20 protein-coding genes are annotated in these 22,191 nt (G+C 44.9%); 7 read left to right on the plus strand and 13 right to left on the minus strand.

Going from position 1 to position 22,191, the window contains the following annotated elements; translation table 11 throughout:
• The first annotated feature begins 108 nt into the window (after nucleotides 1-108).
• From gltB to ACYVNW_RS04135, 3 genes are all read left to right on the plus strand, one after another.
• Nucleotides 109-4,635, plus strand: a complete 4,527-nt coding sequence (gltB, locus tag ACYVNW_RS04125) for a glutamate synthase large subunit (protein ID WP_460678575.1) — start codon at nucleotides 109-111, stop codon at nucleotides 4,633-4,635.
• A gap of 3 nt (nucleotides 4,636-4,638) precedes the next feature.
• The gene (locus ACYVNW_RS04130; RefSeq protein ID WP_460678576.1) at nucleotides 4,639-6,114 is read left to right on the plus strand and encodes a glutamate synthase subunit beta; all 1,476 of its coding nucleotides are present in this window, start codon (nucleotides 4,639-4,641) and stop codon (nucleotides 6,112-6,114) included.
• A 196-nt stretch (nucleotides 6,115-6,310) separates the two neighbouring features.
• The gene (locus tag ACYVNW_RS04135; RefSeq protein WP_460678577.1) at nucleotides 6,311-7,036 is read left to right on the plus strand and encodes an RluA family pseudouridine synthase; all 726 of its coding nucleotides are present in this window, start codon (nucleotides 6,311-6,313) and stop codon (nucleotides 7,034-7,036) included.
• A 191-nt stretch (nucleotides 7,037-7,227) separates the two neighbouring features.
• On the opposite strand, the gene ACYVNW_RS04140 is transcribed toward ACYVNW_RS04135, so the two are convergent.
• From ACYVNW_RS04140 to ACYVNW_RS04150, 3 genes are all read right to left on the minus strand, one after another.
• The gene (locus ACYVNW_RS04140) at nucleotides 7,228-7,953 is read right to left on the minus strand and encodes a class I SAM-dependent methyltransferase (RefSeq protein ID WP_460678578.1); all 726 of its coding nucleotides are present in this window, start codon (nucleotides 7,951-7,953) and stop codon (nucleotides 7,228-7,230) included.
• Nucleotides 7,954-8,043: 90 nt separating this feature from the next.
• Nucleotides 8,044-9,438, minus strand: coding sequence for an arginine decarboxylase (locus ACYVNW_RS04145; RefSeq protein WP_460678579.1), 1,395 nt, complete (start codon nucleotides 9,436-9,438; stop codon nucleotides 8,044-8,046).
• Between the two features lie 273 nt (nucleotides 9,439-9,711).
• On the minus strand, nucleotides 9,712-10,041 hold the full coding sequence (locus ACYVNW_RS04150; RefSeq protein ID WP_460678580.1) for a YbjQ family protein: 330 nt from the start codon (nucleotides 10,039-10,041) through the stop codon (nucleotides 9,712-9,714).
• A 211-nt stretch (nucleotides 10,042-10,252) separates the two neighbouring features.
• Between ACYVNW_RS04150 and ACYVNW_RS04155 the strand changes: the two genes are divergently transcribed.
• The gene (locus ACYVNW_RS04155; protein WP_460678581.1) at nucleotides 10,253-10,660 is read left to right on the plus strand and encodes a DUF2147 domain-containing protein; all 408 of its coding nucleotides are present in this window, start codon (nucleotides 10,253-10,255) and stop codon (nucleotides 10,658-10,660) included.
• Nucleotides 10,661-10,668: 8 nt separating this feature from the next.
• On the opposite strand, the gene ACYVNW_RS04160 is transcribed toward ACYVNW_RS04155, so the two are convergent.
• Nucleotides 10,669-11,142: a DUF4112 domain-containing protein gene (locus tag ACYVNW_RS04160; protein WP_460678582.1), complete on the minus strand. Its 474-nt coding sequence runs from the start codon at nucleotides 11,140-11,142 to the stop codon at nucleotides 10,669-10,671.
• A 303-nt stretch (nucleotides 11,143-11,445) separates the two neighbouring features.
• Between ACYVNW_RS04160 and mutS the strand changes: the two genes are divergently transcribed.
• A complete protein-coding gene (gene mutS / locus ACYVNW_RS04165) occupies nucleotides 11,446-14,052 on the plus strand; it encodes a DNA mismatch repair protein MutS (protein ID WP_460678583.1) in 2,607 nt (868 codons plus the stop codon).
• Between the two features lie 96 nt (nucleotides 14,053-14,148).
• On the opposite strand, the gene ACYVNW_RS04170 is transcribed toward mutS, so the two are convergent.
• From ACYVNW_RS04170 to queG, 3 genes are all read right to left on the minus strand, one after another.
• A complete protein-coding gene (locus ACYVNW_RS04170) occupies nucleotides 14,149-15,171 on the minus strand; it encodes an exonuclease domain-containing protein (RefSeq protein ID WP_460678584.1) in 1,023 nt (340 codons plus the stop codon).
• Between the two features lie 204 nt (nucleotides 15,172-15,375).
• Nucleotides 15,376-15,939 (minus strand): C40 family peptidase, encoded by a 564-nt coding sequence (locus ACYVNW_RS04175; RefSeq protein WP_460678585.1) that lies wholly within the window; start codon nucleotides 15,937-15,939, stop codon nucleotides 15,376-15,378.
• A gap of 25 nt (nucleotides 15,940-15,964) precedes the next feature.
• On the minus strand, nucleotides 15,965-16,891 hold the full coding sequence (queG, locus tag ACYVNW_RS04180) for a tRNA epoxyqueuosine(34) reductase QueG (RefSeq protein ID WP_460678586.1): 927 nt from the start codon (nucleotides 16,889-16,891) through the stop codon (nucleotides 15,965-15,967).
• A 135-nt stretch (nucleotides 16,892-17,026) separates the two neighbouring features.
• Between queG and ACYVNW_RS04185 the strand changes: the two genes are divergently transcribed.
• Together ACYVNW_RS04185 and ACYVNW_RS04190 are read left to right on the plus strand one after the other, a co-directional pair.
• A complete protein-coding gene (locus ACYVNW_RS04185) occupies nucleotides 17,027-17,416 on the plus strand; it encodes a SpoIIAA family protein (protein ID WP_460678587.1) in 390 nt (129 codons plus the stop codon).
• A 55-nt stretch (nucleotides 17,417-17,471) separates the two neighbouring features.
• Nucleotides 17,472-17,714: a hypothetical protein gene (locus ACYVNW_RS04190; RefSeq protein WP_460678588.1), complete on the plus strand. Its 243-nt coding sequence runs from the start codon at nucleotides 17,472-17,474 to the stop codon at nucleotides 17,712-17,714.
• Nucleotides 17,715-17,791: 77 nt separating this feature from the next.
• On the opposite strand, the gene ACYVNW_RS04195 is transcribed toward ACYVNW_RS04190, so the two are convergent.
• From ACYVNW_RS04195 to ACYVNW_RS04220, 6 genes are all read right to left on the minus strand, one after another.
• On the minus strand, nucleotides 17,792-18,655 hold the full coding sequence (locus ACYVNW_RS04195) for a polysaccharide deacetylase family protein (protein ID WP_460678589.1): 864 nt from the start codon (nucleotides 18,653-18,655) through the stop codon (nucleotides 17,792-17,794).
• Nucleotides 18,656-18,865: 210 nt separating this feature from the next.
• Nucleotides 18,866-19,888 (minus strand): Holliday junction branch migration DNA helicase RuvB, encoded by a 1,023-nt coding sequence (ruvB, locus tag ACYVNW_RS04200; RefSeq protein WP_460678590.1) that lies wholly within the window; start codon nucleotides 19,886-19,888, stop codon nucleotides 18,866-18,868.
• Nucleotides 19,889-19,970: 82 nt separating this feature from the next.
• Nucleotides 19,971-20,501, minus strand: a complete 531-nt coding sequence (locus ACYVNW_RS04205) for a GNAT family N-acetyltransferase (protein WP_460678591.1) — start codon at nucleotides 20,499-20,501, stop codon at nucleotides 19,971-19,973.
• Entirely contained in the window at nucleotides 20,501-21,091 is a 591-nt protein-coding gene (locus ACYVNW_RS04210) for a hypothetical protein (RefSeq protein WP_460678592.1), read from the minus strand. Before ACYVNW_RS04210 ends, ACYVNW_RS04205 begins: the two co-directional genes overlap by 1 nt.
• Nucleotides 21,078-21,575, minus strand: a complete 498-nt coding sequence (locus ACYVNW_RS04215) for an RNA polymerase sigma factor (protein ID WP_460678593.1) — start codon at nucleotides 21,573-21,575, stop codon at nucleotides 21,078-21,080. Before ACYVNW_RS04215 ends, ACYVNW_RS04210 begins: the two co-directional genes overlap by 14 nt.
• 53 nt (nucleotides 21,576-21,628) lie before the next feature.
• Nucleotides 21,629-22,150: a hypothetical protein gene (locus ACYVNW_RS04220; RefSeq protein ID WP_460678594.1), complete on the minus strand. Its 522-nt coding sequence runs from the start codon at nucleotides 22,148-22,150 to the stop codon at nucleotides 21,629-21,631.
• Between the last annotated feature and the right edge of the window lie 41 nt (nucleotides 22,151-22,191).

The following is a 22,191-nucleotide window of genomic DNA, read 5'->3' on the forward strand; positions in this document are numbered from 1 at the left end:
TTTTTTGTAAAAAATTGCCATTATCCTAAAAAATTATGTAAGTATTCAAATTTAGTTTTGCTTTATTTATATTCGTAATCACACCGTCTGATTAACCTCTTATTAACCATGACACCAACTGATTGCGACCAGCAGGGCTTATACCGCCCCGAATTTGAACACGACTCTTGCGGAACAGGTTTCATCACCAATATTGATGGGCATAAGCAGCACCGTATTTTGAGCGATGCGCTTACCATGCTCGAAAACATGGAACACCGTGGTGCATGCGGCTGTGATCCGGATAGTGGCGACGGAGCTGGTGTACTCATCCAGCTTCCGCATGAGTTTTTAATGGAAGAATGTGCTAATCTCGAAATTAGTTTGCCCGAACCAGGCGATTATGGCGTAGGTATGTTGTTTTTCCCCAAAGACTCTGCCTTAAAAAAGGCTTGCCGCACCATCATTGCCAATGCAACCGAAAAGATGGGCCTGCCTTTATTAGGTTTCCGAAAGGTACCGGTTGATGCCAGTGTAATAGGCGAAACCGCCCGCCAGGCCGAGCCGGATGTGGAGCAATTGTTTATATTAAAGCCGCATCATATTACAGATGCCGAAAGTTTTGAGCGCAAGTTGTACGTACTGCGCCGATATATTAATAAAACAGTAAATGAGACGATAAAGGCAGCCGCTGAGTATTTCTACTTCACATCGCTGTCTTGCAAAACTATAATTTACAAAGGGCAGGTAACCACCTACCAGTTGCGTAAATATTTCACCGATTTAATTGATGAGCGTGTGGTAACCGGCTTCGCCATGATTCACTCACGCTTTTCTACCAATACATTTCCGTCATGGAAGTTAGCGCAACCTTTTCGCCTGATTGCACATAACGGAGAGATCAATACTTTAACAGGTAACCTCAACTGGTTTTATTCTGGCGTAAAGTCGCTGGCTTCATCATACTTCACACGAGAAGAAATGGAGATGTTGCTGCCGGTAATTGACAATAACCAAAGTGACTCTGCCTGTTTGGATAATATCATCGAAATCCTGCTGCATAGCGGCCGCTCGTTACCTCATGTAATGATGATGCTGGTACCCGAAGCCTGGGATGGTAACGAGCAGATGGACCCGGTGAAGAAGGCTTTTTATGAATACCATGCCACATTAATGGAGCCATGGGATGGCCCGGCAGCCATTACCTTTACTGATGGCCGGCTGGTAGGTGCTTTATTAGACCGCAACGGTCTGCGCCCATTGCGCTATGTAATCACCAATGATGGCCGTGTTATTGCCGCATCAGAAGCGGGTGTATTGCCTATTAAGCCGGAAAGCGTTTTGCGCAAAGGGCGTTTACAGCCCGGCAAAATGTTGCTGATCGATACAGTTAAAGGGCAAATTATCTCCGACGAAGAAATTAAAAAACAAGTAACCTCTTGCCAGCCTTATGGGCAATGGCTCGAAAATTATAAAATCAGGCTGGATGATTTGGCCGAGCCACGTTTGGCTTTTGCCAGTTTATCGCCCGATGCGGTGTTTAAATATCAGGAGGTATTTGGCTATTCGCGTGAGGATTTAGATACCATTATTATGCCGATGGCATTGGATGCCAAAGAGCCTATCGGTTCCATGGGTACAGATGTGCCACTGGCGGTATTGTCCGACAAGCCGCAGCACTTATCCAGTTATTTCAAACAATTTTTTGCGCAGGTAACCAACCCCCCAATTGACCCGATACGTGAGCGGTTAATTATGAGTTTGGCCACCTTTATAGGTAACAATGGCAACCTGCTGGATGAAGACAAGATGCATTGCCATAGTGTGATGCTCAAACACCCGGTATTGCGCAACCACCAGCTCGAAAAATTGCGCTCTATTGATACTGGCTTGTTTCATGCTAAAACACTGTACACTTATTTTAAAGCCGATGGTCAGCCTGGTTCTTTGGAAAAGGGCCTGGAGCGCTTATGCCGCTATGCTGAAGATGCGGTGGATGACGGATTTGAAGTGCTGATTCTGTCCGACCGTTCCATTGATTCGGAACATGCGCCTATTCCCTCACTGTTAGCTGTTTCGGCCGTGCATCATCATTTGATTAAAATGGGTTGCCGTGGTTCGGTAGGTATTGTAGCCGAAGCTGGCGACGTATGGGAGGTACATCATTTTGCCTGTTTACTGGCTTTTGGCGCGAGTGCTATTAATCCTTACCTGGCGCTTTCTACCATTGATACTGCCAAAGCCAGCGGCGAATTAAAGACAGATTACGACCAAAGCAAACTGCAAAAGAATTATGTAAAAGCGGTTTGCGACGGCTTGTTGAAGATATTCTCTAAAATGGGTATTTCCACGCTGCAATCTTACCACGGTTCGCAGGTGTTTGAAATATTGGGTATCAACAAAGAGGTAGTCGATAAATACTTTGTAGGTGCCGTAAGCCGCATCGGCGGTTTGGGCTTGGATGAACTTGCCCGCGAGGCGCTGTGTAAGCACCGAATGGGTTTCAGCACTTCTAAAGAGCAAGCCAAACTGTTGCCCGAAGGCGGTATATATCAATGGAAACGCAGGGGAGAGGCGCATTTGTTTAACCCCGAAACTATCCACTTGCTGCAACACGCTACCCGTAGCAACAACTACGAGGTTTACAAAAAGTATGCGGCTCTGGTGAATGAGCAAACACAAAAACATTATACCATTCGTGGCTTGCTTGATTTTGCCCACCACCGCGAACCTATCCATATTGATGAGGTAGAGCCGGTGGAAAGCATTTTTAAACGCTTCGCTACCGGGGCGATGTCGTTCGGCTCTATTTCGCACGAGGCGCACAGTCTGCTGGCTATTGCCATGAACCGCATTGGCGGCAAGAGCAATACCGGCGAAGGCGGTGAAGACCCGATGCGTTACGAGCGCATGGAAAACGGCGACTCGATGCGTTCGGCTATTAAGCAGATTGCGTCGGCACGGTTCGGCGTTACCGCGCATTACTTAACTAATGCCGATGAGTTGCAGATTAAGATGGCGCAGGGTGCTAAACCCGGCGAGGGCGGACAGCTGCCCGGCCACAAGGTAGATGCCTGGATTGCCCGCACGCGGCACTCTACACCGGGCGTAGGTTTGATTTCGCCGCCGCCGCACCATGATATTTATTCAATTGAGGATTTAGCACAACTCATCTTCGACCTGAAAAATGCCAACCGCGCGGCACGCATCAATGTAAAGCTGGTATCGAAAGCTGGAGTAGGTACTATTGCAGCAGGTGTGGCCAAAGCTCATGCTGATGTAATACTGATTGCCGGTTATGACGGTGGTACCGGTGCATCGCCTATCAGTTCGGTTAAACACGCCGGTTTGCCATGGGAATTAGGCTTAAGCGAGGCACATCAGACCTTAGTACGCAATAAACTGCGCAGCCGTGTAGTGTTGCAGGCTGATGGGCAGATGAAAACAGGCCGGGATTTGGCTATTGCCGCTTTATTAGGAGCCGAAGAATGGGGCGTGGCTACGGCAGCTCTTGTGGCAGGTGGCTGTATCATGATGCGCAAATGTCATCTCAACACCTGCCCTGTAGGCGTAGCCACCCAAGACCCGGAATTGCGCAAGCTGTTCACCGGCAAGCCGGAACATGTAGTAAGCCTGTTCACCTTTATGGCACAGGAACTGCGCGAAGTAATGGCCGAGTTGGGTTTCCGTACCATTAACGAGATGGTTGGCCGTGTACAGTTTTTAAAAGTTAAAGAAAATATTGCCAGCTGGAAAGCCCGCAAGATTGACTTAAGCGGCATGTTGCACCCGGTAACCAATGCCAAAGGCGCTACATTGTATAACAGCGAACAGCAGGATCATGGCATGGACGAAATTTTAGACTGGCAACTGCTGGAACAGGCACAGCCCGCCTTGCAGGATAAATCGCCGGTTTATGGTTCATTTGAAATTAAGAATACCGACCGTACCGTAGGTACCCTGTTATCTAACGAAATTACCAAAAAGTTCGGCGCTGAGGGTTTACCACCGCATACACTGAATTATAAATTTACAGGTTCGGCCGGGCAAAGCTTTGGTGCGTTTTCTACCAAAGGCCTGTTCTTCGAGCTGGAAGGTGAAGCCAATGATTATGTAGGTAAAGGCTTATCAGGTGCCGAGCTAGCTATCTATCCCGCAGCTAACGCCACGTTTGTACCTGAGGATAATATGATTATCGGCAATGTGGCCTTGTATGGTGCCACCTCGGGAGAGGCTTTTATCAGGGGTATGGCCGGTGAACGTTTCGCTGTGCGCAACTCCGGCGCCACGGCAGTAGTGGAGGGCGTGGGCGACCATGGCTGCGAGTATATGACCGGCGGCCGGGCGCTGATTTTGGGCAAAACCGGTCGCAACTTTGCCGCTGGTATGAGCGGTGGTTTGGCTTGGGTATATGACCCGCAGCATGATTTAACTACCAATGTCAACCCCGAAATGGTAGACCTGGATCCGCTATCACCAGCCGATGAAGAGCAGATATTAACCTTACTGCGCAAACATGCTCAATTGACTGGCAGTGAAGTGGCACAACGCCTACTGGGCCAATGGGATGCTGCAAAGCTAAGCTTTGTAAAAGTGTTCCCGAAAGAGTATAAACGAGTATTACAGCAACAATTACAAACCCTTAGCTCTAACTAAAACATGGGAAAAGTTACAGGATTTCAAGAATATAACCGTGAGTTACCGCATAAAGATGCACCTGCCGAACGTATAAAAAATTATAGCGAGTTTGTGCATCTGTATTCGCCCGAGCAGTTGAACCACCAGTCGGCCCGGTGTATGGATTGCGGGGTGCCGTTCTGCCATTCGGGCTGCCCGCTGGGCAACGTGATACCGGAGTTTAATGACGCGGTATACCGCGAAAGCTGGGAGGAGGCATATTTGATTTTGTCTTCCACTAATAACTTCCCTGAGTTTACCGGCCGTATTTGCCCGGCTCCGTGCGAGTCTGCCTGCGTACTGGGCATCAACAAGCCACCGGTTACCATTGAGGAGATTGAAAAGCACATCATCGAGATTGCTTATCAAAAGAATTTGGTTAAGCCTTCGGCTCCATTAATAAAATCCGGTAAAAAGGTGGCTGTAGTAGGTTCTGGTCCTGCAGGTTTGGCTGCAGCTGCACAACTGGCTAAGGCAGGGCACTCTGTTACCGTTTTTGAAAGGGATGACAAACCCGGCGGCTTATTGCGCTATGGGATTCCTGATTTCAAACTGGAAAAATGGGTAATTGACCGCCGCATCAAAATCATGGAGCATGACGGTGTAATGTTTCAATGCAATACCGAAATTGGTAAAGATATACCAGCTGATGAGTTACAGCGTAGTTACGATGCCGTAGTGATGGCCGGTGGTTCTACTATCCCGCGTAACTTACCGGGGCCTGGCCGTGAGTTTAAAGGTATCCATTTTGCCATGGACTTTTTAAAACAGCAGAATAAGCGGGTAGGTCATTCTGCTATTGAGGTGGAAGAAATTGTGGCCACTGGCAAGCAGGTGATCGTTATTGGTGGCGGTGATACCGGCTCCGATTGTGTGGGCACTTCGAACCGCCAGGGAGCAGCATCGGTTACCCAGTTTGAGTTAATGGTGCAGCCGCCGCAGCAACGTACTTCCAATATGCCATGGCCAACGTACCCAATGGTATTGAAAACCAGCTCTTCGCACGAGGAAGGTTGCAGCCGCCATTGGGGTATCAATACTAAAGCTTTTATTGGCGATGAGCATGGCAGCCTAAAAGCCATTAAAGTAGCCGATGTGGTTTGGGAAACAGACTTTTTGAACCGCCCCATCAAGTTTGTGGAGGTTGAAGGTTCGGAACGCGAACTGCCCTGCGATCTGGTATTTTTAGCAATGGGCTTTGTGCACCCGCAGCACACCGGAATGCTGGAAAACTTGGGTGTAGAGCTTGATGAGCGTAAAAATGTAAAAGCGGCTGAAGGCAACTATCGTACGAATGTAAGTAAGGTATTTGCCTGCGGCGATATGCGCCGTGGCCAATCATTGGTAGTGTGGGCCATCTCTGAAGGACGGGAAGCAGCCCGTAAGGTAGACGAGTTTTTAATGGGGCATTCTACTTTGGAAAGCAAGGATAATGTTAACGCTTTCGAAATGTATTAGTGTGATGGGAATTGGTTCATTAGTTCATTAGGATATTAGGTTACAGCATTGAAAAACAAGATAAGGTTTATTAAATTCGCCTTAATGAACTAATGAACTAATGAACTAATGAACTAATGAACTAATGAACTAATGAACTAATGAACTAATCCACCTTCAATAAAATAACCGTAACTTTGCGGATTATTTATTTGAGATGAAGATTCCTAAGTTTGCCGACCTGATTTTGTTTGAAGACTATAACCTGTTCGTCATCAACAAGCCGCCCTTTTTCAGTACACTGGACGAGCGGGGCGAAAGCAGCGGCGAAATCAATATACTGCGTTTAGCTAAAAACTACTGGCCCGAGGCACAGATTTGCCACCGTTTGGATAAAGAGACTTCGGGTGCACTCATCATTGCCAAAAATCCGGAAGCTTACCGCTCGGTTTCCATGCAGTTTGAGCGTCGGCAGGTGAAGAAAGTGTACCATGCGGTAATTGACGGTACACATACCTTTGAAAATCTGTTAGTGGATTTACCTATCCTGAATACCGGCCGGGGTACGGTGACCATCAGCCGGCAAGAGGGGAAAAGGGCCGAAACCTGGTTTCAGTCGTTAAGATACTTTAAGCATTATACTTTGGTAGAGTGCCGCCCGGTAACCGGCCGTATGCACCAGATACGTATACATTTAGCTACCCAGCGGGCTTCTATTGCCGGTGACGAAACCTACAAAGGCAAGCCTGTATTCTTGTCTCAGTTGAAACGCAAGTATCATTTAGGTAAAGACCAGGAAGAGCTGCCGATTATGAAACGTTTTGCGCTGCATGCTTATGAGCTAACCTTCAAGTTACTGGATGGGACTGAAACCACGATACATGCACCATACCCCAAAGATTTTGAAACGCTGTTGAAGTTGCTGGATAAGTTTGACAGTTAATACCCAATCCGTCATGCTGAACTTGTTTCAGCACTTCACATGTTAAGTATGCGTTGAACTTATCCCCTTGCTTGTCCTGAGAGGTGCTGAAACAAGTTCAGCATGACAATATTTTTCTTATCCCTCGAAGAAGAATTTTCCCTACAGTCGAAATGACTAAATGATTAAAAGTGGTAGGGTAAAGCTACACGCTAATCCTTTTCGTACATCAAAAAGTGCTGTATCGGTAAAAACTCCTCGTCGCGCACCAGGTGAAAGCCATTTGCGGCCATTTCTTTATTGGCCTGTTGAATGCTCATTTTGTGCAGTGGCTTTATCGGGATAGAAGTATCCTCAGCACGGTATTCCACCAACAATACCTTACCATGCGGTTTAAGTGAGCGGCGCAGGGCCTGCATAATCTCATGCGGGTAACGCAATTCGTGGTAAGCATCCACCATAATCGCCAGGTCAATGCTGTTATCCGGCAGGTTAGGCGACTTTTCGGTGCCCTTTACTACAGTAACATTATCATGCTTTAATTCCTTGCACCGTTTCTTCAAGAAGTTAACTGCATCATCTTGAATTTCAACTGCATATACTTTACCTTTAATTAGCTTGGGTGCAATTTTAAAAGTATAATAGCCAGTGCCGGCACCTATATCTGCCACGCTGCTGCTGTCGGTAAGCGGTAGGCTTGATATTACTTTAGCGGTGTTTTCCTCTTTGGGCCTGGAGTTACGTTCCAGCCATTCTGCACCCTCAAAATCCATCACTTGTGCAATCTCACGGCCTTTATAAATTTTGCCGGTGCCACCTCTCGAAAACAAACGGTACTGATAGGTAGTATCAGAGGGGTGCTTCTGATTGGTCTTGGTATGGCAGGCACCCAACAGCAGGGCGGCAAAAACAGGTATGAGTTGAAATTTGGGCAGCATAGTTATTAAAGTTTAAATATGCGTATTTGTTTAATTTCAGGCAAGGGCGTTAAATAAAAAAGCCTCCCAACAATTGGGAGGCTTTTTTATTTATGTAGTGTAACCTAAAATTTTCATCACCTGCTTGCTGTTCTGTTCTTCGCCAAACACCTCGAAGTTAAACGTTTCATCGCGGTTGCGCCGAATAAGCACATGTTTTGGTGAAGGTAATAAGCAGTGGTGTATGCCACCGTAACCGCTCAATACTTCCTGGTAAGCGCCGGTGTTGAAAAAACCTAAATATTGTACCTTACGGGTTTTCGGCATGTATACACTGTTCATGTGCGCTTCCTGGTTGTAGTAATCCTGCCCATCGCAGGTAATACCGCCTAAGTTTACCCGCTCGTACTCAGCATCCCAGTTATTCACTGGCAGCAATACATACTTCTGGTTCAGCGCCCATACATCCGGCAGGTTGGTGATAAATGAGCCATCCAGCATCAACCAGCGTTCGCGATCATTTTGCTGCTTACGGCCTAATACTTTGTATAAGATACCTGATGCTTCGGCTACGGTATACTTGCCAAACTCGGTGATGATATCCGGTTCGATGACATCGTACTCCGCACAAATTTCTTTAATGCGGCTTACAATCTCATTGATCATATACTCATAATCAAAATCAAACACCAATGAATCTTTAAACGGCATACCACCACCAATGTCAAGCGTGTCCAGATCCGGATTAACTTTTTTAAACTTACAGTACAGCGTAACGTACTTCTCCAGCTCGTTCCAATAATAAGGAGTATCAGATATACCCGAATTGATGAAGAAGTGCAGCAGTTTTACTTTAAAACTCGGATTGTCTTTGATTTTACTGGTATAAAAGTCAATTACATCTTCCTGCCTTACACCCAAGCGCGAAGTATAAAACTGCGAATCCGGCTGTTCTTCAGAAGCAATGCGAATGCCCAGGTTGCACACCGTGTTCATCTCAATTTCATCATCATACATGTTAAATTCTTCCTTATTATCCAGCACCGGGATAATGTTAGAAAAACCATCGTGCAGCATATCAATGATGTATTGCTTGTACTGGTAAGGCTTAAAACCGTTGCATATAACGGTGATATCCTTTTTAACCACACCTTTTTTCTCCAGCGCATCAATCATGGGCATATCAAAGGCCGACGACGTTTCAAGGTGAATGTCGTTCTTCAGCGCTTCTTCAACCACATGCTTAAAGTGGGAGCTTTTAGTGCAATAGCAGTATTTATAACTACCGCGATAGTTGTTTTTGATAATAGCCTGCTGAAACAACAGCTTGGCCTGCTGTATTTTTTTAGAAATAATGGGCAAGTAAGTGAAACGCAGGGGCGTACCATACGTTTCAATCATTTCCATTAAATTAAGGTCATGAAAATATAATTCATCATCAATAATTTCAAAACCTTCTTGAGGGAAACCCACGCTCAGATCAAGAAACTCCTGGTAACTCTGCATTCTTTAGATTTTCCGCAAAAATGTAATTTTTTATTAAGAAAATTCCTATCGGTTCTCCACATTTTTATGTACCGAATGTAAGTTTTGGAAGGTTCACTGGTATGGATGTTCATTGGTTCATTTGTTTATTAATTCATTGAGTTGAAAACAAAAGTGTATGCTCCAAATTTTCCTTAATGAACCAATGAACCAATGAACCAATGAACCAATGAACCAATGAACCAATGAACCAATGAACCAATGAACCAATGAACCAATGAACCAATGAACCAGTTACACCTGCTCCACTACTACCGCTGTGCCGTAGGCCAGCACTTCTGTAATGCCTTGTGCAATTTCGTTGGCATCATAGCGCATGTTGATAATGGCATTGGCACCTACGCTCTGGGCATGTTGGGCCAGTAACACAAAAGCTTCTTCGCGTGCATTTTCGCAAAGCTCTACATAAATAGAAAGGCGGCCTCCGAATATACTTTGTATACCGCCGGCAAAGTTACCGATAACGCTACGGCTACGCACTGTAATGCCGCGCACTACGCCTAAATGCTTTACAATTTTGTAACCTTCTAAACCTGTACTGGTGGTGATTAATGCTCTGTCCATAATGATTGTTATTTTGTTGTGATTGTTTTATTGATTAGATAGAATTGAAATGAGTTTGTTACAAGATTGATGAATGATGCGTTCTGCTACAAAGTGCTATTGCTTCGTTCCTTGCAACAGACTTTGTAGAAAACTAATTAATACATTAATTAAAGATAATCTTCAAAACAAACTTCTTACCCATTGTTAATAAATAAATTATTCACAAAATATGATCAAAAAACTATACCTCATTGTATTACTGGCACTAATAGGAAGCGGCCTCAAAGCTCAGGAGGCAGACGCCATTGTGGGCAACTGGCAGATACCCGAGCAACAGGCCCAAATACATGTTGTACGTGATGGTGATGTGTACGAAGGCAAACTTACTCATGCCACCGTAACGTTAAAAAATAGCATCAGCCTGAGCTTGCCTGCCGGTTGGCTGGGTATATACATTTTGCGTAATGTTATGTACGACAAACCCAACCACTGGCATGGCCTTGTTTATAATCCCGAAGACAAGAAAATGTATACCTGCAAATTGGAGTTGAAAGAGGATGGGCGGTTAAAACTGAGGGCATATAAAGGCATACCTTTGTTAGGTAAAACAGTGTATCTGGAAAAGTTAAGCATGTAAAGATCGGTTTATATGTGCACCCACACCCAATGCACTAACGCATAAATTAAATACAAACACAAGCCAAATATACACGCTACTATTAATAGCAATACAATCAATAATCCGGTGCCTTTGCCGCTGTGCCTGCCTTCCACATAATGTTCTTGCAATAGTTTTAGGTTGCGGTTATTGGCTTTGTAGTAAAAATCGGTTACCCAGCCGATGATGGGTATAGCGCCCAGAATAGCATCAATAGTAATATTCATCACCATTAAAATCAGCACCTTGCGGCTTACGCCTTGCTTGGCCATTACCCACACCAGGGCAGCGCCTACCACAAAACCCGATACATCGCCGGCCACGGGAATGAAATTCAGGATGGGGTCGAGCCCAAAGCGAAAGTTGGTGCCGGGTACGCGAAAGGCACTGTCAAACAAATGCGCAATGCGCTGCACCCAAGCCAGACGCCCTGTAAGTTGTATATCTTTTTGCTGCGGCATAGCCAATCAACATTTCAAGGCACTGTAAGTTTTACAGCTAACCGTTAAACAATCCGGCGCTTCACAAAAACATAAAATTGGGTACTGACATGTTTATGCCACTGCTGCGGGTGCTGCACAGGTGCTGCGCCTGCTGCGCACTGCTTCAGGGTGCTGCGCCTGCTGCGTAGTGCTGCACATGCTGCACCCGCTGTACGCAGCACTCGCGCAACACCTGTGCTATTTATCCACACCCGCGCAAATGAGTTGCTTAAAAGCTTAAATTTACGTTTTCAAAATTAAACAGATAAGGAGCAAAAGGCTTTGAGCAAGACTGCCACCAAAGAAACGCCGCTAATGCAGCAGTACAACCAAATCAAGGTGAAATATCCTGGTGCACTGTTGTTGTTCCGCGTGGGCGATTTTTACGAAACCTTTGGCGAGGATGCCATCAAGGCTTCGCGAATATTGGGCATTGTGCTCACTAAGCGCAATAACGGCTCGGTAAACAATGAACTGGCTGGCTTCCCGCATCATTCGCTCGAAACCTATTTGCCCAAACTGGTACGTGCCGGTCAGCGTGTAGCCATCTGCGACCAGCTCGAAGACCCTAAGGCCACCAAAACTATCGTTAAGCGTGGCGTAACCGAGCTGGTAACGCCAGGCGTAGCCATTAACGATACCATCCTTCAGCAAAAAAGCAATAATTACCTAGCCTCGCTGTATTTTGAGAAAACCAGCCTGGGTTTGGCTTTGGTGGATGTATCTACCGGCGAGTTTTTAACCGCTCAGGGCAACATAGCATATATCGATAAATTGCTGCAAAGTTTTACACCGAGCGAAGTGGTATACCCTAAAAGCCGCCGCCAGGAGTTTGCAGATCTGTTTGGCGACCGCTATTACAGTTATCCGCTGGATGAATGGCCTTACAGTGGTGATTATGCCGAAGAAACCTTGCTAAAGCATTTCGGGGTAAAGTCACTCAAAGGTTTTGGCATTGAAAAGCTGAGTTTGGGCGTTATGGCCGCAGGGGTAGCTTTGCACTATCTTAACGAAACTGAGCATCGCAACCTGCAGCACATCAGCGCCATTAGTAGGATAGAGGAAGAAAACTATTTGTGGTTGGACCGCTTTAGCATCCGTAACCTCGAATTGGTGGGCTCTGCCAACGAAAATGCCCGCACCCTGGTTGATGTACTGGATGAAACCTGCTCGCCCATGGGCGCCCGCCTGCTGCGCCGCTGGATTGTAATGCCGCTTAAAGACATGAAGCCTATACAAGACCGGCTAAGTGTGGTACAACACCTGATTGAAAATGAAGACCTGCGTAATGAACTGCAGGCCTGCATCAGGCAAATCGGTGATTTAGAAAGGCTGATTTCAAAAATCAGCTTGCAGAAAGCTAATCCACGTGAGGTTTGCCAATTGCGTAAGGCGCTTACCGCCATTGAAAATATTAAGCACGTATGTGAGGCGGCGGATAATCAGTCGCTCAAGGCAATTGGCAGCCAATTAAATCCATGTACATTCATTTGCGATAAAATCGGCAAAGAACTGAATGCCGAGCCGCCGGTGTTAATTGCCAAGGGCGGTGTAATGGCTTCGGGTATAGATGAGGAACTGGACCGCCTGCGTAAGATTGCCTTTGGCGGTAAAGATTACCTGATTGAGATACAAAAGCGCGAAGCAGAGCATACAGATATACCTTCACTCAAAGTGGCATTCAATAATGTTTTCGGTTATTACCTGGAAGTAACTCATGCCCACCGTGATAAAGTACCTACCGAATGGATACGCAAGCAAACGCTGGTAAACGCCGAACGGTACATTACCCCCGAACTTAAGGAATATGAGGAGCAGATTTTAGGCGCTGAAGAGAAAATTCTGGCATTGGAAACCCGTTTATACAACGACCTGCTTTATGCGCTTGCTGAGTACATTAAACCGATACAATTGAATGCCCAGCTCATCGCCCGGTTGGATGTGCTATTAAATTTTGCTACCATTTCCATCCGCAATTATTATACAAAACCGGAGATTACCGAAGAACGAATTATCGATATCAAAGGTGGCCGGCATCCGGTGATTGAAAAGACGTTGCCAGTGGGCGAGGAGTATATCACCAATGATGTTTTCTTGGATTCGGACAGCCAGCAGATCATCATTATTACCGGTCCTAACATGGCAGGTAAATCAGCATTACTACGGCAAACCGGTTTAATGGTGCTAATGGCGCAAATGGGCTGTTATGTGCCGGCTAAAGAAGCGAGAATAGGCCTGGTAGATAAGATTTTTACCCGTGTGGGCGCATCGGATAACTTATCATCGGGCGAGTCAACCTTTATGGTGGAAATGAACGAGACGGCCAGTATTTTAAACAATGTCTCAGATCGAAGTTTAATTTTGCTGGACGAGATTGGCCGGGGTACTTCTACTTATGATGGCATCTCAATAGCCTGGGCCATTGCCGAATATTTGCATAATCACCCGCAAGCCAAAGCTAAAACGCTGTTTGCTACGCACTATCATGAGCTGAATGAATTAAGCAATACCTTCAACCGCATCAAAAATTACAATGTTACAGTGAAGGAAATTGGGCAGCAAATCATCTTTCTGCGCAAATTGGTGCCGGGTGGTAGTGAGCATAGTTTTGGTATACATGTGGCCAAACTGGCCGGTATGCCGCAGAAAGTACTGAGCCGGGCAAATGACATTTTGAAGAAACTGGAAGCCGAGCGCTCAGGCGGAGAGAACATCAAAGACAGTATCAAGAAAGTACAGAAACAAGCGGTACAACTGCAAATGTTCTCGATAGACGACCCGGTGCTGGTTAAAATACGCGATACCCTGAATAATCTGGATGTAAACACCCTTACGCCAGTTGAAGCCTTAATGAAGCTGGATGAAATACAGCGGCTAATTAAAGGGTAAACAAACGATGTCATTCTGAGCAGTTGCGAAGAATCTATACATTTATTAACTTAAGTACAGGTTCTTCGTTATGGCTCAGAATGACATTTTTATATCTTATCCTTTTTTGAATTTATTGGCCAGCATTTGCAACATATCTTCGTTCACAGGCTTGGCGGGCTCTTCATCACGTTTTTTAAATGGCTTATTGTGCTGATGATGTGGCTTGCCACCTTGTTGCGGTTTACCCTGATTTTGGTGATGGTTGTTTTTGAAATGCGGCTTGTTGTGTTGATTTTGCTGTTGGGCAGGTTTGGCCGGACGGCTGTCGCCACGGTTGGCCAGCCAGCGGTCGTGCACTTCGGCCAGCTTGCGTTTGGTGTATAAGGAAAAATCGCCGTTCATCATCCAGCCAAAATAGGCTGGCTCAATGTCAAATACATCAGTTACCAATTTGCCTTTGTGCTTACCAAAGTTAAATACCTCTTCGTTTTTATCATTGTATACCATGCGGCCTGCGAAATCAACAGTGCGGTGCATATTGCTAAAATGGTGCAGCGCTTCCACATCATTAACTACCGGTACGCTGCGGTTACCCTGGCGGTCTTCCCACTCAATGTTTTCGTAGCGTTGCAATTGTGCTAAAAACACTTCCATGGTGGCGCGGGTATCAGCCTCGGCGGTATGGGCATTTTTAATGTCCTTTTCGCAGTAAAATTTATAGGCGGCCTTAAGCGTACGCTGTTCCATCTGGTGAAAAATATTCTGCACATCTACAAAGTGTCGGCCTTCAATCTCAAACGGCTCATTAGTGCGCAAAAATTCTTCCAGCAGCATCGGTATATCAAACTTATTGGAGTTATACCCGGCCAGGTCGCAGCCCTCTAAAAATGCGGCTACTTCAGGAGCTATTGTTTTAAATACAGGTGCATCAGCAATATCATCGTCATAAATGCCATGAATCAATGAGGTTTCCAGTGGGATGGGCATTTCAGGGTTCACTCTCCAGGCTTTTACCTTTTCAGTGCCATCAGGCAATAATTTGATGATGGCAATTTCAACGATACGGTCTAAACCGATCATGGTTCCTGTAGTTTCCAGGTCAAAGAAAGCCAGGGGGCGTTTTAAATTTAATTTCATTATCAGGTAAATCTCACGGGCAAAGGTCGGTAAAAAGATGTGAATATTTCAGCGTACGGAGATTTTACAAACTCAAATAATAAGATTGATCTTCTAAACCTTAGTCAACTGTGAAATACAAAATATGTCATTTTTTGATTGTTTAGGCGTTGAGAGTAGAGTTAATTTACCCTCAACAGCCTATTCAATAGCAGTATTTTAATCCTATTCTTTTGCTGCCATTGTATTTGCCGGCATAATAGAACCTGCCCTCGAAAAATATTTATACATAGAAGGGTCGCGCAGGTTAACTATGATGACACCGCGCCTCGAGCTGGCATGTACTACATATCCGTTTTGCAGGTAAACGCCAACATGGCTAAACTTTTTGCCATCGAAGTCGAAAAAAACAAGATCGCCTTCCTGTAATTCGTCTTCGTATTTGCGCTTAATTATCTGTATTTGCTGGCTTGTCATGCGCGGAATGGTGGTGCCGTAAACCTGTTGCTCCAACAAGCAGGTTAATCCGGAACAATCAATACCATCTTTACTCATGCCACCAAATTGGTAGGGGGTACCGGCCCACTGCTCTATAAAATTATACAAGCGCCCGTTTTGTATGCTGCTTTTGTCTACCTGCATTAGGGCTGCGTATTTTTCGGCAATGAAACCCTGCGGTTTCACCACCTCGCCCGGTTCGCCTTTCAGCATGGCTTTTTTAGAATGACATGCGGCCAAAAACAGCATAGATGTGCATAATAACAGTATAAACCGGCGGGGATGAGTCATGAATTAAAGGTAATAAATTGATTGATTATTTACTCAAAAACTCAATGTTCCGTTTCAGGCCGGCAAATTTGGTACGCTTTACAGCCGATTTTTTGAACACTTTTTGAAATACTTCTTGTGTAATATCTTGCCAGTTCTTGCTGTTCATGCCTAAAAGATCTTCATGAGGTTGAAAGGCTGGTTCCTGGTGGGCAATGGAGAATCGGTTCCAGGGGCAAACGTTTTGGCAAACATCGCAGCCAAACATCCAGTTATCTGTTTGATTTTTGAACTCCTGAGGGATTTCATTTTTGAGCTCAATAGTAAGATAGGAAATGCAACGGCTACCATCCACTACATAGGGAGCAATGATTGCGTCTGTAGGGCAGGCGTCGATGCAACGGGTGCAAGTACCGCAGTGATCTACAGTGGGGGCAATATCATAGGCTAAGTCCAGGTCTACAATCAGCTCGGCCAAAAAGAAGAAGGAACCTGATTTCTTGTTAATCAAATTTGAGTTTTTGCCAACCCAGCCTAAACCGGCACGCTGCGCCCAGGCACGATCGAGCACCGGAGCTGAATCTACAAAGGCCCGGCCGCTTACTTCACCAATATTGTCTTGGATATAATTGAGCAGTTGTTTGAGTTTGTCTTTAATCACTTCATGATAGTCTAATCCGTAAGCATACTGAGAAATTTTAGGAGCCAGCGGATCGGTTTGCTTTTGAGGATTGTAATAATTGAGCGCCAATGAGATTACCGATTTTGCACCATCAACCAGCAGGCGAGGGTCCAGGCGTTTGTCGAAGTAATTTTCCATGTACTGCATTTCGCCATGCCGGCCCTGTTTAAGCCATGCTTCCAACCGTGGCGCTTCTTCCTCTAAAAAGTCAGCTTGGGCAATACCGCAAAACATAAAGCCAAGGCGTTTGGCCTCCTCTTTAATTAACTGGCTGTATGTTGCTTTGTGCATGTTCACTAATACAAATATACACAACGTTTAAGGCATAACTCAATACCAAGTTGTCAGGCATCATGTGTTAAAACTTTCAACATCAAACACTGCGTACAATTATGCGTTGTAATTAAAACTTAAATATTTAAAACGATGCTTCAATTTATAAATGACTTGCCCGACCATGTAGTAGGTATACACGCCATTGGCGAAGTAAGTAAAGAAGACTATGATAAAGTGCTGGCTCCACGTTTAGAAGACTTGGTAAAGCGCCAGGGAGAGATTAACTACCTGCTGGTGTTGGAAAATACCATTTCTGATTTTACTGCCGGCGCCTGGTACGATGAAGTGAAACTGGGCTTAAAACACTTTACCAAATGGAAGAAAATTGCTGTGGTAACCGACCAAAGCGGCATACAATGGTTTACCAGTGCTTTCAAATTGATCATTCCGGGTGAAGCCAAAGGTTTTAAGTTAGATGAGTTAGACCAAGCTGTGGCTTGGGTAACCGAAAAAGAAGAGAAGAAAGAAGAAACTAAGTAAGATTTCTCTTACCGCAAGTATTCAAATATCTATTAACAACTAAATACATATACCTATGTCAACTGATCCGAAAGACCAACAAGCAACAGATAATAATAACGCAAGTGCACACAACGACACTATTGGCGAAAACACTGGAGATTCTCAATTAGAAAAAGGAAGTGAACCTGGTGTTCAGGATAAACCGGATGATACCCGTGTAAAAACGGTAACGCCTGATAATGACAACGGCGATCCGGGACCATCAACAGAGCAAGCCTCTAATAAAGGTCAGGGCCCATCAGGAGAAAACCTGTAAGATTCTAATTACAGTTTTATGCAAAAAGGGATATGAGTAAGTACTCATATCCCTTTTTGCTTTATTTAGATGGTGTGTTAAAAGCTGTTTCTAATGCTGTTGCTTAATGTTTTGGTGCTCCAATAGCCACTATCCAAAATACGGCGAATGGTCATCAGCGGATCATTAGCATCACGTTTTTCGGCTAACTGGAAAGCTGCCTTGAAGCCGCGTTTATGGAGTTCAGGCAAACCCTGCTCATTCCAAAGGCCGAAGGGATAAGCAAAGTATTCAATTTTCTTGCCGGTAATTTCTTCTAATTTTTTAGTCGGTTTATCAATCTGTGTTTCCCAGTCTTTACCCGCAAACTTTTTGAAATTGTGGTGATCCCAGGTATGGCTTTCAATAGCGTTACCTTCATCTGCCAGTTGTTTAATCTGATCCTTATTCATGTAATGCGGGCGGCCGATAGAAACCGTCATGATAAAATAAACACCTTTAAAGCCATATTTTTTCAGCTCAGGGTTGGCGATGGTAAACTGGTCGAGGTCGGTATCGTCAAAAGTGAGCATGATGGGTTTGCTGGGCAGTGCAGAACCGTATACCAGGTAGTTATATAACTGGTCGGGCAGGATGGTGTGATAACCGCTGTCGGCCAGCATTTTGATATGCTCTTTGAATGCCGCTATTTGTACAATATAATCTTTAGCGCTTTTAGAATCTGTGGCGCGCCAGTCGCGTATTTGATGCCAGCATACGATGGGCACCTGCTTGCGCGTCATCATTTCGGCTTTGCTGGCCATTTTACCACCTGTTTTTTGTGCAGGGGCATCGCTGCCATTAGCAGTGGTGGTAGAGGTTTTTGTGATGGTACTATCTGTTTTAGTTACCGTAGTAGTACCCGAATTACAGGCCATTAAACCAATGGCAGCAGCGGCAAGTGCACAAATAAATTTAGACATCTTTTAATGGACAGGTTAAAAATCTATCCTGCGAATGTACTACTATTTAGTTTTGAGGCAAATTGGAAAAGTAAAAATGTAAACATATAGCCCAATTTAGTCATTGCAAGTGATAGCGTGGCAATCGCACAAAAGCATCTGCGCTTCTATACAACAAGCGGTTGCTGCGCTATCACTCGTGCTCGCGATAACAAAACTGGTTAATCTTATTTAAAACAGCGTTTGTGCGCCGCCAGCTCTTAAAATGCCCAGGTGTTTATAGGCATTATCAGTAGCTTCACGTCCCCGCGAAGTGCGCATTAAATATCCTTCCTGTATCAGGAAAGGTTCATACACTTCTTCAATGGTACCTTCATCTTCACCAACTGCAGTGGCAATGGTTTTTACACCCACTGGGCCGCCTTTAAATTTTTCAATGATGGTCATCAAAATTTTGTTGTCCATTTCGTCCAGGCCATGCTCATCTACGTTAAGCGCATTTAAGGCGTATTGGGCAATTTCGGTATCAATTTTTCCGTTGCCTTTTATTTGGGCAAAATCGCGGGTACGGCGCAGCAGGGCGTTGGCAATACGCGGGGTACCACGGCTGCGGCGGGCAATTTCAAAAGCGCCTTCATCTGTAATGGGAGTGCTCAAAATATCAGCCGAACGCATTACAATGGTAGTAAGCAGTTTGGCATCATAATATTCTAAACGCGAGTTGATACCAAAGCGCGCACGTAACGGGGCGGTGAGTAAACCTGAGCGGGTGGTAGCGCCCACCAGCGTAAAAGGATTTAATGAAATTTGCACAGAACGGGCATTGGGGCCGCTCTCCAGCATAATATCAATTTTAAAATCCTCCATCGCCGAATATAAATACTCTTCTACTAACGGGCTCAGGCGGTGTATCTCATCAATAAATAAAATGTCACCGGGTTCCAGGTTAGTCAACAGGCCGGCCAAATCACCGGGTTTGTCCAATACCGGGCCCGAAGTGATCTTAATACCAACACCCATCTCGTTGGCTATGATATGGGATAGCGTGGTTTTACCTAATCCCGGAGGGCCATGCAATAACACATGGTCCAGCGACTCGCCACGCTGGCGAGCTGCCTGTACAAATATCTTCAGGTTGGCTAATATCTTGTGCTGACCGGTAAAATCTTCAAACGCCTGCGGGCGTAATACCTTTTCAATATCACGTTCCGTATTGGTTAAACGTTCCTTTTCAGGATTTAAATTCTCGTTCATTTACCAACAAATTTAGCAAAAAAATATGTGTATTGGTAGTATAAAAGCGATAAAGATTGTGCAGATGATTGCCTGGCAATAACTAATAAGACAGTATTTTCTTCATCAGTAAATCGGTTTGCAGATCTGCCCCCAGCAGAAAATCGTGCTGACTGAATATCTCGAAGCCTTGCCGCTGATAAAAGCGGATGGCATTTACATTATGCTCCCAAACACCCAGCCAAGTGTAGGGGCAACGTTGTTCAAGTGCTTGTTGGATGGCAAACTGGATTAAACGCTCGCCAATTCGTTGTCCTTGAAAATCCTTGTACACATAAATGCGCTGCACTTCCATGGCATTGCTGGCTTCATTCTCTGTTTGTGCTACGCCTGTGTTAAGCTTCAGGTAACCGGCAATTCGTTTATCGAATTCAGCGAAATAAAAGGCAGAACCTTCTTGTTGTAACTCTTGCCGCAAATTAGACACCGTGTATGTATCATCCATATAAGATTGTACATCCGCCGCGTTGTTGAGATGCAAGAATGCATCGCTGAATGTTTGGCGGCTGATGGCCACTAATTCGGGAATATCTTTTTCGGTAACCCGCCGAATGTGAACTTGTGCATCAGTCATTACTCAAATTGCTGCTGCAAACGCTCTAACTGATCCAATAAATCTGCTACCCTGCGGTTCTCGCGTTCTATCAGTTTCTTTTTCAAAAAGAACAATACAAAAGCCAGGTATACTAACCAGCCCACGTAAAAGCCAATCATAATATAAATCGAACTGCGACTTATAAATTCGAAACTGTAAAACATCACCCCGAAGCTAACCGCCAAGGCGTAATAGTAAAAGAAACGACCATTCATTACAGCCCTGCGTTTTTTGTACAGCTTTAGATGGCTGATGTAAGTGGGAGGGTCGGTAGTGGCATCCAGGGTAGCAATGGTTCTATAATCGCCCATCTGCATTACAATTACAATGGCAAAGCTTACAATCCATACCGCAAGCCCTATATAAGTCAGCTGGCTCTTTATTGGCATAAACAGCGCCACAGCAACAATGACCGCCATAGATATGCCAACCGCTATCAGGCCAATCAAGGTTTTACTTTTCAGCTTGTTAACTCCTTTTTTTACTTGCTTCAGCACATCATCCACCGAAAGCCTTACCTGTTTGGGCTGTCCCTGCCAAACCGATAACAAGTCGTTAAAGTCTTTCATAGTGGTTATATAAGTCGGTTAATTTTTGTTTAATGCGGTAAATTTTCACCCTCAGGTTCCCTTCCGATATACCCGAAATATCAGCAATTTCAGGGTACGGCACTTCATCCATTACCATAGTAATAATAATCCTTTCCGATTCCTCCAGCTTCGAAATACACTTGTACAGTAGAGCTACCTGCTCATTTTTTTCAGAAACCTCTTCACGCTGTACCTCCGCCAGCTGCGGAGTCAGCTCTTCCTTGGCCTGGCGCTTTTCGCTGCGCAGGTAGGTAAGGCAGGTGTTCACCGCAATACGATAAATCCAGGTAGAAATCATAGCCTGATTTCTAAACTTGTCCAGGTTTTGCCAAACTTTCAGAAAAGTTTCCTGCAACAGGTCATGTGCAGCGTCTTCATCGCCGGCATAACCGTAACACAAGCGGTAAATCTTTTTTGAATTAGCTTCAAATATTTGCCTGAAGGCATCATCTTTAGCAGCCACGGGTCTCAGTTAATTGATATAAGGTTTGATGCGCCAACTTCAGTATTGTTACGCTAAAAATTATTTTTATTAAACCAACTCAATACCTGGTCGGCTGAAGTAAGCAGTGAGTTGAATTCGTCGCGGTAATCATATTGCAAATCTTCCGGCAGCTTGCCCAGCAGGGTAACGGCTTTTTGTATCTGCCGGATGAATAACATACGCAAGGGTTTGTAGCCGGTACGCCGGTCTACGTGCTCCAGGTACTTATCGCAAAAATGAATGGTCAGTTCCAGTTCGAAAGTTTTTGAAGCGGCAAACTTGCTGTATTTATTGTTAAGCTTTAATATTTTGCGAAGCGCTTTTGCAGCATTATAGCTATGCGAAGGCAGTTGATGAAAAAGCGTATCGTTCTCTTCTTTAGCCTCCTGCAAGTATGATTGCTCATCATGTGCCTGGAACATCAGGTAAGCCAGCAGTTCTTTATTCTCTTTTTTGTATCGCGCCAGGCGTACGCATAAATCAGCTACTTGTGTAGTGCTCAGGTGCTGTAATTCCTTTTTTATTTGTTGCAGACCATAGCTGCTCTGGCTCATGTGGATATCAAATTTTGCAGCAAAATAGGAAAATATTGTAG

This window comes from Mucilaginibacter koreensis, from assembly GCF_054783355.1.

What these genes read in the sequence shown, in the direction of transcription:
- ACYVNW_RS04150 (WP_460678580.1), bottom strand. Translation starts at nt 10,041, where the DNA reads ATGGACAGAGCATTAATCACCACCAGTACAGGTTTAGAAGGTTACAAA.
- ACYVNW_RS04185 (WP_460678587.1), top strand. Translation starts at nt 17,027, where the DNA reads ATGCTTCAATTTATAAATGACTTGCCCGACCATGTAGTAGGTATACAC.
- ACYVNW_RS04220 (WP_460678594.1), bottom strand. Translation starts at nt 22,150, where the DNA reads ATGAGCCAGAGCAGCTATGGTCTGCAACAAATAAAAAAGGAATTACAG.
- queG (WP_460678586.1), bottom strand. Translation starts at nt 16,891, where the DNA reads ATGCACAAAGCAACATACAGCCAGTTAATTAAAGAGGAGGCCAAACGC.
- ACYVNW_RS04140 (WP_460678578.1), bottom strand. Translation starts at nt 7,953, where the DNA reads ATGCTGCCCAAATTTCAACTCATACCTGTTTTTGCCGCCCTGCTGTTG.
- ACYVNW_RS04130 (WP_460678576.1), top strand. Translation starts at nt 4,639, where the DNA reads ATGGGAAAAGTTACAGGATTTCAAGAATATAACCGTGAGTTACCGCAT.
- ACYVNW_RS04170 (WP_460678584.1), bottom strand. Translation starts at nt 15,171, where the DNA reads ATGAAATTAAATTTAAAACGCCCCCTGGCTTTCTTTGACCTGGAAACT.
- gltB (WP_460678575.1), top strand. Translation starts at nt 109, where the DNA reads ATGACACCAACTGATTGCGACCAGCAGGGCTTATACCGCCCCGAATTT.
- ACYVNW_RS04175 (WP_460678585.1), bottom strand. Translation starts at nt 15,939, where the DNA reads ATGACTCATCCCCGCCGGTTTATACTGTTATTATGCACATCTATGCTG.
- ACYVNW_RS04155 (WP_460678581.1), top strand. Translation starts at nt 10,253, where the DNA reads ATGATCAAAAAACTATACCTCATTGTATTACTGGCACTAATAGGAAGC.
- ACYVNW_RS04190 (WP_460678588.1), top strand. Translation starts at nt 17,472, where the DNA reads ATGTCAACTGATCCGAAAGACCAACAAGCAACAGATAATAATAACGCA.
- ruvB (WP_460678590.1), bottom strand. Translation starts at nt 19,888, where the DNA reads ATGAACGAGAATTTAAATCCTGAAAAGGAACGTTTAACCAATACGGAA.
- ACYVNW_RS04160 (WP_460678582.1), bottom strand. Translation starts at nt 11,142, where the DNA reads ATGCCGCAGCAAAAAGATATACAACTTACAGGGCGTCTGGCTTGGGTG.
- ACYVNW_RS04205 (WP_460678591.1), bottom strand. Translation starts at nt 20,501, where the DNA reads ATGACTGATGCACAAGTTCACATTCGGCGGGTTACCGAAAAAGATATT.
- ACYVNW_RS04145 (WP_460678579.1), bottom strand. Translation starts at nt 9,438, where the DNA reads ATGCAGAGTTACCAGGAGTTTCTTGATCTGAGCGTGGGTTTCCCTCAA.
- ACYVNW_RS04210 (WP_460678592.1), bottom strand. Translation starts at nt 21,091, where the DNA reads ATGAAAGACTTTAACGACTTGTTATCGGTTTGGCAGGGACAGCCCAAA.
- ACYVNW_RS04195 (WP_460678589.1), bottom strand. Translation starts at nt 18,655, where the DNA reads ATGTCTAAATTTATTTGTGCACTTGCCGCTGCTGCCATTGGTTTAATG.
- ACYVNW_RS04135 (WP_460678577.1), top strand. Translation starts at nt 6,311, where the DNA reads ATGAAGATTCCTAAGTTTGCCGACCTGATTTTGTTTGAAGACTATAAC.